This is a genomic window from Fusicatenibacter sp. (assembly GCF_977045365.1).
Genome location: NZ_CDRRUH010000078.1, coordinates 1 through 12,298 on the forward strand (window position 1 = coordinate 1; position 12,298 = coordinate 12,298).

A 12,298-nucleotide genomic window follows, 5' to 3' on the forward strand; every position below is an offset into this window, starting at 1 on the left:
ATGAATTGTTAAAAGAAACATAACGGCAGTGGCGGGCGGAGAGAAATCGGTATCCTCCACTGGCATGAGGCAAGTCACAGTCGAACTATTTTCGACATGTCAGACTCCGTGAAAATACCGACTGTGAATTGAAACAACAGGAAGGATAAAGGAAGATGAGAGAAAAATCAGAAGATCAGATTATACGGACCGAATATTCTGAGGTCATGCAGAAATCTTACATTGATTATGCGATGAGCGTCATCATTTCCCGAGCGCTTCCGGACGTGCGGGACGGTTTAAAGCCGGTACAGCGCCGTACTCTGTATGATATGTATGAGCTCGGCATCCAGTACGACAAGCCGTTCCGAAAATGCGCCCGTATCGTCGGCGATACGATGGGTAAATACCATCCGCACGGCGACAGTTCCATTTACGACGCGCTTGTCGTAATGGCACAGGATTTCAAGAAAGGCCAGCCGCTCGTGGACGGCCACGGAAACTTCGGGTCGATTGAGGGTGACGGTGCCGCTGCAATGCGATACACCGAGGCGAGACTGCAGAAAATTACACAGGAGGTCTATTTAAAGGATCTCGACAAAGACGTTGTCGATTTCGTACCGAACTTCGACGAGACGGAAAAAGAACCGTCTGTTCTGCCGGTGCGCGTGCCGAACCTTCTGCTGAATGGCGCGGACGGTATCGCTGTCGGTATGGCAACAAGCATTCCGCCGCACAACCTGTGTGAGATCGTGGATGCGGTCAAGGCTTACATGAAAAACAACGACATCACCGTCAAAGGCCTGATGAAATACATCAAAGGACCGGATTTCCCGACCGGCGGTATTGTCGTCAATCAGGATGACCTGCTGTCGATCTACGAAAAAGGTGTCGGAAAGATTAAAATCCGCGGAAAAGTGGAAGTGGAGAAAGGCAAAAACGGAAAGCAGTATCTTGTAATCACCGAAATTCCGTACCCGATGATCGGTGCGAACATCGGAAAGTTCCTGAACGATGTGGCGGGGCTTGTGGAGAGCAAGAAAGCGCCGGAAATCGTCGACATTTCCAACCAGTCCTCGAAAGAAGGAACACGCATCGTGCTCGAACTGAAAAAAGGCGCGGATGTGGAGCGGATCACGAATCTGCTGTACAAGAAAACACGTCTGGAAGATACGTTCGGTGTCAACATGCTCGCCGTGGCAGATGGAAGACCGGAGACGTTAAGCCTCAAGCAGGTGATCGAGCATCACGTTGATTTCCAGTTTGAAGTGGCAACCCGCAAATACCAGAACCTTCTCCGCAAAGAGATGGAGCGCCGCGAAGTACAGGAAGGCCTGATCAAGGCATGCGATGTGATCGATCTGATCATTGAGATTCTGCGCGGAAGCAAGACACAGAAGCAGGTCAAAGAGTGTCTGATTATGGGTGTGACCGATGGTATCCGCTTCAAATCAAAGTCAAGTGAGCGTATGGCAGCACAGCTCTGCTTTACGGAACGCCAGGCAACGGCGATTCTGGAGATGCGTCTGCAGAAACTGATCGGACTGGAAGTGGAAGCACTCTTAAAAGATCATGAGGCGACTGTGGCGAAGATCACGAAGTACGAGGATATCTTAAATAATTACGACTCGATGTCGGAAGTTATTATGGAAGATCTGACGCAGATTAAAAAAGAGTACGGCCACAAGCGGAAAACGGCGATTGAGAATGCTGAGGCGATTGTTCTTGAGGAGCCGAAGGTCGAGGAGATGGATGTTGTCTTCCTGATGGACCGCTTCGGTTATGCGAAGACGATCGATACGTCTGCTTACGAGCGGAACAAAGAGGCTGTGCACAACGAGAACAAATATGTGTTCCAGTGCAAAAACACCGATAAGATCTGCGTCTTTACGGATCTTGGCATGATGCACAGCATCAAAGTAATGGACATCCCGTATGGAAGATTCCGTGACAAGGGAACGCCGATCGACAACCTTGGAAATTACAGCAGCCAGAAGGAGCAGATGATTTACGTCGATGCACTGGAAAATATCAAGAACAATAAGCTGCTGTTCGTCAGCGCGGCCGGTATGGTAAAACTTGTCGATGGATCCGAGTTTGATGTCGTAAAACGAACGATCGCGGCGACGAAACTTTCATCCGAGGAGGACCGTCTGATTCTTGCCGAGGTCTGCCAGGAGCAGGAGTATGTGGTTCTGCAGACGAAAAACGGTGTCTTCCTGCGCTTCCTTACGAGTGAAGTGCCGGAGAAGAAAAAAGCGGCCATTGGTGTGCGCGGTATCCGTATGGCAGAGGACGACGCGGTAGAGCATGCGTATCTGCTGGCAAGCCGGATGGATTACACGATCACGTATCACGACAAAGAGATTTCTCTGACAGCGAAGATTAAGCTGGCAAAACGAGATACCAAGGGAACAAAGATCCGGGTATAACGCAGAGTTTTGTTTATAACCATGAGAAGCACGCACCGCGGGTTTTTCGAGAGATCACTTGGCAATAAAAGGACACCTGCCCGATACCAGAACGGTACGGGGCAGGTGTCCTTTTCGCATAATTTTTTAGTTATTTGAAAAACTGTGGGAAGTCTTTCTTGGGGTTCTTCTTTCAATGGCAACGTACGGACGATGATGACCGACATATTTATAAGCCGGACGGATGATCTTTCCTTCGTTGACAAGCTCTTCGATCCGGTGTGCGGACCAGCCGGAGATACGGGAGATAGCAAAGATCGGGGTGTAGAGCTCTTTTGGAAGGCCAAGCATTGTGTAAACGAAACCGCTGTAGAAATCGACATTTGCACAGACTGGTTTGAGCAGACGGCGCTTTTTTGCGATACACTCGCCGCCAATGCGTTCTACAGACTCGTAGAGAGCAAATTCTTTCTCGCGGTGCTTCTCAGCGGAAAGCTTCTTTGCATATTCTTTCAGAATCACACAACGTGGGTCGGACAGTGTATAAACAGCATGGCCCATACCATAGATAAGACCAGTTCCATCGAAAGCTTCACGATCAAGTATTTTGGTCAGGTAGGTGCGCAGTTCGTTTTCGTCTTCCCAGTTTGTAACATTCTCTTCAATATTTTCAAACATCTCCATAACCTTCAGGTTGGCACCGCCGTGGCGCGGTCCTTTTAAGGAACTTAAAGAAGCCGCAACAGCAGAGTAGGTGTCGGTTCCGGAGGAGGAGACAACGTGTGTCGTAAACGTCGAGTTATTTCCGCCGCCGTGGTCTGCGTGAAGAATCAGCGCAACGTCGAGAACTTTGGCCTCCAGTTCGGTGTATTCTCCGTCCGGGTGAAGCATCTGCAGAATGTTTTCAGCCATCGACAGCTCCGGTTTCGGATTCCGGATGATCAGGTTCTGGTTTTCGTGGTAGTGGCGGTATGCATGGTAGCCGTAAACGGCGATCAGCGGCATTTTTGCGATCAGACTCAAAGCCTGGCGGAGGACGTTCGGAATGGAAATGTCATCCGGCTTTTCGTCGTAGGAATACAGGGTCAGCACACAGCGCTGCAGAGTATTCATCATGTTTTTGCTGGTTGCCTTCATGACAACGTCGCGGACAAAAGTGTCCGGCAGCTCGCGGTAGATACTTAAAATTTCATTGAAATCATTTAACTGCGGTTCTGTCGGAAGAGAACCGAACAGAAGAAGATAGGTAATCTCTTCAAAACCGAAGCGTCGTCCTTCCATACCTTTGATCAGATCTGCGACGTTATAGCCCTGAAAATAGAGACGGCCATCGGTCGGAACTTTTTCGCCGGTCCGTTCATCAACATCAAAACCGATAACATCGGAGATTTCAGTCAGACCGGTGAGGACACCTTTACCGGTGGAATCACGCAGTCCCCGTTTTACATCGTACTCAGTGTATAAAGATAAATCAATCTTTCCGGAATCTTTCGTATACTCTACAAGCTGACTGAGCTTGTCTTCCAGATTATCGTATTGCATGGTCATGACAACAGCCCCTTTCTTCCTTTAGTTAAAAACTATACTTACTTTTTTGGCGGTTGTCAATGCTTTTCTTTCAAAATACATTAATTTTTATAAGGAAAAGGGATGGTTTTCCTTAATTTTTGAAAGTAAGGACAAAGTTTATGCATAAAATTTGCGCCAGGGAGGTGAAAACAACAAGGATGGAAACGGCGGGAAATCAGTGGGGCGGAACAAATTTTAGAAAAAGATTCATAAATTTCAAAAAAATGCTTGCAATTTCAAAAAAATACGGTATAATAATGATTGTGTCATTCAGGAAATGAATTTCACAGGCCGAAATAGCTCAGCCGGTAGAGCACTTCACTCGTAATGAAGGGGTCGTCAGTTCGAATCTGATTTTCGGCTTATTCTTTAGAAACCCGCAGGACGTAAGGTTCTGCGGGTTTTCTGTATCATGAGAAATATGACAGAAATACGAACGCCCTTTGCAGGAAAAAGATCTGCTGCAAAGGGCGTTTGCTGTTACAAGTTTCAGGAAGATCAGTTCGTACAGCATATCCTGACGGAGCTTATGGCCAGGCACTTCAAAGAGCACATCAGCTGTTGCCATTTTCCTGTGCTGCCACCCGTGCGTCGCGTTCCCGGCGGGAAAAGACGCAGCCGCAGTAGTCCTGACGGTAGAGGCCGTATTCGTGGGAAAGTTCGATGGAACGCTGGTAGCCGCCCCGTTTCTTGAAATCTGAATTGAGATATGGGATCCCGTATTCGGCGGCAAGCCGTTCTCCGATTTCATTCAGCTTTTCCGCATTTTTCAGCGGGCTGATGGAGAGGGTTGTTGTAAAATAGTCGAGTTTGAGCTGCTTTGCCATTTCGGCCGCTTCGCGGAGCCGCATTTCATAGCAGACAAAACAGCGCTCGCCGCCCTCCGGCACATTTCCCATCCCGCGTGTCAGCTCATAGAACCGGTCAGAATCGTACGGGCCGGGGCAGAAGGAAATCGGATGCACGGCGGGAAGAGAGCGGATCAGACGCTGCTGTTCCTCCACGCGGTGCTCGTACTCCGTCGGCGGATAGATGTTGGGATTATAGTAAAAGAGCGTAATGGAAAAATACTGCGACAGATATTCCAGCACGTAACTGCTGCACGGCGCACAGCAGCTGTGCAGCAGCAAGGTCGGAACTTCACCGTGAAGTCCTGCAATCTTCGCATCCAGCTCCTTCTGGTAATTTCTTTTATTGGCCATAATGTATCTTCAAACCTCCTGGTATCTTTCAATCCTTTCTATTATAGCCTCAGCGCGGCTGGGATGCAAGCTGCATATGATATCTTATAGATAGAGGAGGATGCAAAAAAATGGATGATCAAATCCTGTCATTAGAGCATATATCACTGTCCTATCACACCATGGAAGGAGAAACACCGGCGCTGTGCGATCTGACCTTTTCGGTAAAACCGGGGGAATTTGTTGCTCTTGTCGGACCGAGCGGCTGCGGAAAGAGCACGATCCTGAACTTGATTTCCGGTCTTTTAAAGCCTGAGGCGGGAACTCTGCTGAGCCGCGGAAGGCCGATCACGGAGGCGGATCTCCATATCGGCTACATGCTGCAGAGAGACCACCTGTTTGAATGGCGGACCATCTACAGCAACGTTCTGCTGGGCCTTGAGATTTCGCGCACGCTGACACCCGAGCGGAAAGAAAAAGTCGGGGAGATGATGGAGACATACGGCCTGAAATCCTTTTCCAATGCCCGCCCGTCCGAGCTTTCCGGCGGTATGAGGCAGAGAGCGGCACTGATCCGTACACTGGCGATGGAGCCGGATCTTCTGCTGCTTGACGAGCCGTTCTCCGCTCTCGACTACCAGACGAGGCTGAACGTCTGTGATGATATCGGAAAGATCATCAAAAAAGAGGGAAAGACAGCAATTCTTGTGACACACGATATTTCGGAGGCCATCAGCATGGCGGACCGTGTGATTGTTCTGGCGGCACGGCCGACGTATGTGAAAAAAGAGATTCCGATCCAGTTTGCGATGGAGGAGCGCACGCCGATGAAAGCGCGCAGTGCGCCGGAATTTAAAACGTATTTCAATGCCATCTGGAAGGAGCTGAATGAAAATGCGTGAGCAGGCAAAAACGCCGGAGAGCAGCTTTCAGAGGGCGTATCTCCGGCAGAAAAAAAGAGAACGGGAGCAGGTGCGGGTGTTTCGGGCTTTGCTTCTCGTCAGTTTTCTGGTATTATGGGAGGTGGCGGCGGATCTGAGATGGATCGATCCGTTTATCTTTTCCAGCCCTGTGCGGGTGGGAAAAACGTTCGTGACCCTGCTGACGGAGCAGAACCTTCTGCGCCATATCGGGATCACGGTGTATGAGACGGGAATCAGCTTTCTGCTCGTCTCGGCAATTGGCATGGCGTTCGCTGTGCTTTTGTGGCTTTTTCCGCGCTTTTCTGCGGTGATGGAGCCGTACCTGGTAGTCCTGAACAGCCTGCCGAAATCGGCGCTCGCCCCGCTTCTCATTGTGTGGATGGGGGCAAACGTGAAAACGATCATCACGGCCGGCATTTCCGTTGCGATATTCGGCTCGGTGATCAGCATTTACAGCAGCTTTCAGAGTGTGGAGCCGGATATGCTCCGCCTGATTGCAACACTCGGCGGAACGAAGAAGGATATGCTGTTCCGCGTCGTGCTGCCGTGGTCGTTTCCGGGGCTGCTCGCCGTGTGGAAGGTTAACATCGGGCTGTGTCTCGTCGGTGTTGTCATTGGAGAATTTATCGGGGCAAGGGAAGGGCTTGGCTATCTGATCATCTATGGCAGTCAGGTGTTCAGATATGCACACGTAAGAAGGGAGGATACCAGATGATAGCAATTGTATGTCTGGAAGAACGAAAAGGAATGCAGTTCGGCGGAAGACGTGTTTCGCGGGACCGCGTGGTAACGGAGAAAATCTGTGAGTTGTGTGAGGGAAAAACGCTCTGGATGGATCCTGCATCGGAAAAGCTGTTTGCGGAGCAGGAGGAGAGCGGAAACGTAACGATTCAGGCGGCAGAAGATTTTCTGAAGCAGGCAGGCGAAGGAGAGTACTGCTTTGTGGAAAATACAGGTCTGCAGGCGGTGGAAGAAAAGATGGAACAAATCGTTGTGTTCTGGTGGAACCGGCATTATCCGTCGGACCGGAAACTGGATCTGGAGCTCTCCAAATGGAACAAGGTGTCTGAGGAGGAGTTTGCAGGCTATTCCCATGAGAAAATAACAAAAGAGGTATATGAGAAATGAAAAAGATAAAAAAACAGCTTCTATTGCTGGCGGTGCTTCTTGTTCTGGCGCTGACCGGCTGTGAGGCACAGGATCTGCTCTCGACAGAGAGCGCGGATTCCGGTTCGGAGGCCGCAGCTGCCTATACGATGACGGAATCCCAGATTGCCGGGCAGGCGCCGACAGCCGTTTCGGTTCTTGACATCCCGGAGTTTTCCGGAGAACCGTACGTTGTCATCAACAACAATCAGCCGGATTTTACGAATGAGGAGAAGACGACTGAATCATACGAGAATTACAGTGATCTGGACAGCCTGGGACGGTGCGGTGTGGCAGAAGCGAATATCGGACAGGATCTGATGCCGACGGAAAAACGCGGAGCTATCGGTCAGGTAAAACCGACGGGCTGGCATACGGTCAAATATGACCAGGTGGAAGGAAAGTATCTGTACAACCGCTGCCACCTGATCGGATATCAGCTGACCGGCGAGAACGCAAATGAGAAGAATCTGATCACTGGAACACGTTATCTGAATGTCGAGGGCATGCTGCCGTTTGAAAACATGGTTGCCGACTACGTCAAAGAGACCGGAAACCATGTGCTGTACCGCGTTACACCAATTTTTACCGGGGACAACCTTGTAGCGGATGGTGTGGAGATGGAGGCGCTCTCCATGGAAGATGACGGCGAGGGCATTTCGTTCCATATCTTCGCATACAACGATCAGCCGGGCATCTCGATTAATTATGCAACGGGGGACAGTACCTTAAGCGAGAGCAGCGGAACGATGACGGATCAGCAGGAATATGTCATGAACACATCGAGCATGAAATTCCATCTGCCGTCGTGCTCGAGTGTCAGCTCGATTAAGGATGAAAACAAGGCAACGTATCAGGGACCGAGAGAGGATCTGATCGCAGAAGGCTATGAGCCGTGCGGACGGTGCAATCCATAACAGAAATTACAGAAAAAGGATCGGAACTTTCCGGTCCTTTTTTCTATATAGTAAAGAAAAGTATCGGAAAAGTGAGACAGGGATGGAAGAAGAGAGGCTGCGCGCGGTTTATTATGCAAGATGCAGCACGGAGGAGGAAAATCAGAAGGATGCGCTGATAAGGCAGGCGGCAGAAGCGGAGGAGACCATTCGGGCTAAGGGCTGGCTGCTCGTCGATGCATACGTGGAGAGCCGCTCCGGTACGAGCCGGAAAGGCAGACGGGAGTACAACCGCCTGTATGAGGATCTCGACCGGAACCGGTTTGACGTTGTTGTGATCAAGTCGCAGGACCGCCTGATGCGGAACACGCGGGACTGGTATCTGTTCGCAGACCGGTTAAACCGTGCCGGAAAGCGGCTGTATTTTTATCTGGAGAACACATTCTATTCGCCGGAAGACGCGCTTCTGACCGGCATTAAGGCGATTCTGGCGGAGGAGTACAGCCGGGAGCTGAGCAAGAAGATGAATCTGGCGCACCAGAAACGGCAGCAGAATAATGGAAAGCCGGTGCTGACCTCAAAAAGTTATGGTTACCGGCGGACGGCAGACGGAGCGATTGAGCTCATCCCGGAGGAGGCCGCAGTGAAGCACCGTATGTACGAACTCTGTGCAGACGGTCTCGGCGGACGGAAAATTGCGGCGGTTCTGGCAGCGGAGGGCGTCCGCAGCCGCGCCGGAAAACCATTCTCTGGAACAGACATTATCCGCATGGTGCGGAATCCCATGAATAAAGGCACCGTAGTCATGAACAGGAAGCATTACGATTTTAACACCGGAAAAACGCTCCCTACGCCGCCGGGCGGGCAGTACGTCTATGCGGGGAAAATTCCTGCTATCGTCTCCGAAGAGCTCTGGATAGCGGCAAATCGGGCGGCTGACGAGCGTCTCTGCCGCAAAAAGGTGGGCAAATCTGTTCAGACTTGACTGGGTAATCCTGTCCATCCTGATCCTCTGCCTCGTTGCGGCAGGATTGTACGGCATCTTGGGCTGGCTGGAAAAAAACTACACAAAACGCCGAAATTCGGGAAAGTAGGTGATTTGACTTGCAAAGGAAGGTTGGATGCTTGTATAATAATGCATGATGATTTAAAAAACTTACAGGAAAAGAGGAATGAAAATGGCACAGTTATGGGGCGGACGGTTCACAAAAGAGACCGACAAGTTAGTGTATAATTTTAATGCATCCATCAGCTTTGATCAGAAATTCTATAAACAGGACATCAAAGGCAGCATGGCACATGTAAAGATGCTGGCAAAACAGGGCATCCTGACAGAAGAGGAGAGAGACCAGATTCTTGCAGGACTGGAGGGGATTCTTGCCGATGTAGAGAGCGGAAAACTGGAAATCACCAGCGAATATGAGGATATCCACAGCTTCGTGGAGGCAAACCTGATCGACCGCATCGGAGACGCCGGAAAGAAGCTGCACACCGGAAGAAGCCGCAATGACCAGGTAGCTCTCGATATGAAACTTTATGTCCGCGATGAGATCACCGAGATTGATGCACTCGTCAAAGAGGTGCTGGTAACACTCGAAAAAATCATGGAAGAGAACATTCACACCTATATGCCGGGATTCACCCATCTGCAGAAAGCACAGCCGATCACACTGGCACATCACATGGGCGCATATTTTGAAATGTTCCGCCGCGACAGAGGCCGCCTTGCAGACATCTACAAGAGAATGAATTACTGTCCGCTCGGTTCCGGTGCGCTGGCTGGAACGACGTATCCGCTGGACCGCGCTTACACCGCAGAGCTGCTTGGCTTTGACGGCCCGACCTTAAACAGCATGGATTCCGTATCCGACCGTGACTATGTCATTGAGCTCCTCAGTGCTCTTTCTACGATTATGATGCATTTGTCCCGCTTCTCCGAGGAGATCATCATCTGGAATACTAACGAGTATCAGTTCGTGGATATCGACGACGCATACAGCACCGGAAGCAGCATCATGCCGCAGAAAAAGAACCCGGATATCGCAGAGCTTGTCAGAGGAAAAACAGGCCGCGTTTACGCAGCGCTGATGTCGATGCTCACCACCATGAAGGGAATCCCGCTGGCGTACAACAAAGATATGCAGGAGGATAAAGAGCTGACCTTCGATGCCATCGACACCGTAAAAGGATGCCTGGCTCTGTTCAATGGCATGCTTTCTACCATGCACTTTAAAAAAGACCGCATGGAGAACAGTGCAAAGAACGGTTTTACGAATGCAACGGACGCAGCCGATTACCTTGTTGGAAAAGGCGTTCCGTTCCGCGATGCACATGGCATTGTCGGCCGTCTCGTTCTGTACTGCATTGACAAAGGAATCTCCCTTGATGATATGAAACTTGAAGAGTACAAAGCGATCAGCCCGGTCTTCGAGGATGATATTTATGATGCCATCAGCATGAAGAACTGCGTAGAACGACGCAACACGATCGGTGCGCCGGGAGCAGATGCGATGCTGGCTGTCATCGAGCAGAATAAAAAATATTTACAGGAAAATTGAAAAAACAGTTGCAATTTTGAAAAAATTGGTATAGTATGACATGAGACGCACAAATGTACGCCACAGAAGAACAAGGAGATGAAAACAATGGAGCAGAAATTGAGAGTAGGAATTTTAGGAGCAACCGGTATGGTAGGTCAGAGATTTATTTCTCTGCTGGAGAACCATCCGTGGTTTGAAGTTGTGACCCTGGCAGCAAGTCCGAGAAGTGCCGGAAAAACATACGAGGAAGCAGTCGGCGGACGCTGGAAAATGGATACTCCAATGCCGGAAGCAGTGAAAAAGCTCGTTGTGATGAATGTAAATGATGTAGAGCATGTGGCATCTACTGTAGATTTTGTATTTTCCGCAGTTGATATGTCGAAAGATGAGATCAAAGCGATTGAAGAAGCATATGCAAAGACCGAGACACCGGTTGTTTCCAACAACAGCGCACACCGCTGGACACCGGATGTGCCGATGGTAGTGCCGGAAATCAACCCGGAACATTTCGATGTCATCGAGTTCCAGAAAAAACGTCTGGGCACCAAGAGAGGATTTATTGCGGTAAAACCGAACTGCTCCATCCAGAGTTATGCGCCAGTTTTAACTGCATGGAAAGAGTTTGAGCCGTATGAGGTTGTTGCAACCACATATCAGGCAATTTCCGGAGCAGGAAAAACCTTCAAAGACTGGCCGGAGATGGAAGGCAACATCATCCCGTTCATCGGCGGCGAGGAAGAGAAGAGCGAGCAGGAGCCGCTTCGTATCTGGGGTAAAATCGAGAACGGCGTGATCGTAAAAGCAACCGAGCCGAAGATCACCTGCCAGTGCATCCGTGTACCGGTATTAAATGGACACACTGCAGCCGTTTTCGTGAAATTCCGCAAGAAACCGACGAAAGAGCAGCTTATCGAAAAACTGGAGAACTTCAAAGGCCTTCCGCAGGAACTGAACCTCCCAAGCGCACCAAAACAGTTCATCCGCTACATGACCGAGGATAACCGCCCGCAGGTAACCCTGGATGTCAACTACGAGAACGGAATGGGAATCAACGTAGGCCGCTTAAGAGAAGACACCATCTACGACTGGAAATTCGTAGGCCTCTCCCACAACACCGTCCGCGGCGCAGCCGGCGGAGCTGTACTGTGTGCGGAGACACTTGTTGCTAAGAAATATATCGCTGCAAAATAATTTTTCCTGAGCAATCTTAAAAATAAAGACCTTATAGCTCTAATAATGCGGCTATAAGGTCTTTATTTTTGCGTCAAATTCTAAAATTTAAAAGTGATCGTTTTTCTTTTTAATACGGCTGTCTTCTTGAAATTTTGCTATAAATACATTTTCAGAAATATACAAAAAAGAAGCGCCATACGGGAAATCCCGCGGCGCTTCTTTTCTGCTCAAATAATTCTATTTACGCAAGTATTGGCTAATCTTAGAATTTGCCAGCTTTTGCTGCCTCTTCAACAGCAACAGCAACAGCAACAGTCATACCAACCATCGGGTTGTTTCCTGCGCCGATCAGACCCATCATTTCTACGTGAGCCGGTACAGAAGAAGAACCTGCAAACTGAGCGTCAGAGTGCATACGTCCCATTGTATCGGTCATACCGTAGGAAGCAGGACCTGCTGCCATGTTGTCCGGATGAAGAG

Annotated in this window: 11 protein-coding genes and 1 tRNA gene; 9 read left to right on the forward strand and 3 right to left on the reverse strand. The window is 49.7% G+C overall.

Going from position 1 to position 12,298, the window contains the following annotated elements; translation table 11 throughout:
• Positions 1-155: 155 nt before the first annotated feature.
• Entirely contained in the window at positions 156-2,411 is a 2,256-nt protein-coding gene (locus ACY2VW_RS13205) for a DNA gyrase/topoisomerase IV subunit A (RefSeq protein ID WP_461878368.1), read from the forward strand.
• 126 nt (positions 2,412-2,537) lie between these two features.
• Here ACY2VW_RS13205 and ACY2VW_RS13210 read toward each other — a convergent pair whose 3' ends face one another.
• Positions 2,538-3,938 carry a citrate/2-methylcitrate synthase gene (locus ACY2VW_RS13210; protein ID WP_461878369.1) on the reverse strand — a complete coding sequence of 467 codons (1,401 nt, stop codon included), beginning with the start codon at positions 3,936-3,938 and terminating at the stop codon, positions 2,538-2,540.
• A gap of 311 nt (positions 3,939-4,249) precedes the next feature.
• Between ACY2VW_RS13210 and ACY2VW_RS13215 the strand changes: the two genes are divergently transcribed.
• A tRNA-Thr gene (locus ACY2VW_RS13215) sits at positions 4,250-4,322 on the forward strand.
• A 191-nt stretch (positions 4,323-4,513) separates the two neighbouring features.
• On the opposite strand, the gene ACY2VW_RS13220 is transcribed toward ACY2VW_RS13215, so the two are convergent.
• Positions 4,514-5,161, reverse strand: a complete 648-nt coding sequence (locus ACY2VW_RS13220; protein ID WP_461878370.1) for an epoxyqueuosine reductase QueH — start codon at positions 5,159-5,161, stop codon at positions 4,514-4,516.
• 110 nt (positions 5,162-5,271) lie between these two features.
• Here ACY2VW_RS13220 and ACY2VW_RS13225 point away from each other — a divergent pair, with 110 nt between their 5' ends.
• The 7 genes from ACY2VW_RS13225 (at position 5,272) to asd (ending at position 11,836) form a co-directional block, all read left to right on the forward strand.
• Entirely contained in the window at positions 5,272-6,042 is a 771-nt protein-coding gene (locus ACY2VW_RS13225; protein ID WP_022463010.1) for an ABC transporter ATP-binding protein, read from the forward strand.
• On the forward strand, positions 6,035-6,778 hold the full coding sequence (locus tag ACY2VW_RS13230) for an ABC transporter permease (protein WP_461878371.1): 744 nt from the start codon (positions 6,035-6,037) through the stop codon (positions 6,776-6,778). The genes ACY2VW_RS13225 and ACY2VW_RS13230 overlap by 8 nt, the downstream gene beginning before the upstream one ends.
• A complete protein-coding gene (locus ACY2VW_RS13235) occupies positions 6,775-7,191 on the forward strand; it encodes a ribonuclease Z (protein ID WP_461878373.1) in 417 nt (138 codons plus the stop codon). The genes ACY2VW_RS13230 and ACY2VW_RS13235 overlap by 4 nt, the downstream gene beginning before the upstream one ends.
• Entirely contained in the window at positions 7,188-8,126 is a 939-nt protein-coding gene (locus ACY2VW_RS13240; RefSeq protein WP_461878374.1) for a DNA/RNA non-specific endonuclease, read from the forward strand. Before ACY2VW_RS13235 ends, ACY2VW_RS13240 begins: the two co-directional genes overlap by 4 nt.
• An 82-nt stretch (positions 8,127-8,208) precedes the next feature.
• A complete protein-coding gene (locus ACY2VW_RS13245) occupies positions 8,209-9,090 on the forward strand; it encodes a recombinase family protein (protein ID WP_461878375.1) in 882 nt (293 codons plus the stop codon).
• A 193-nt stretch (positions 9,091-9,283) separates the two neighbouring features.
• The gene (gene argH, locus ACY2VW_RS13250; protein WP_055267678.1) at positions 9,284-10,663 is read left to right on the forward strand and encodes an argininosuccinate lyase; all 1,380 of its coding nucleotides are present in this window, start codon (positions 9,284-9,286) and stop codon (positions 10,661-10,663) included.
• Positions 10,664-10,750: 87 nt separating this feature from the next.
• Positions 10,751-11,836 (forward strand): aspartate-semialdehyde dehydrogenase, encoded by a 1,086-nt coding sequence (asd, locus tag ACY2VW_RS13255; RefSeq protein WP_461874252.1) that lies wholly within the window; start codon positions 10,751-10,753, stop codon positions 11,834-11,836.
• A gap of 244 nt (positions 11,837-12,080) precedes the next feature.
• Here the strand turns inward: asd and ACY2VW_RS13260 are convergent.
• Positions 12,081-12,298 (reverse strand): GGGtGRT protein (locus ACY2VW_RS13260; RefSeq protein ID WP_461878376.1); only part of this gene is annotated, 218 nt, incomplete at its 5' end.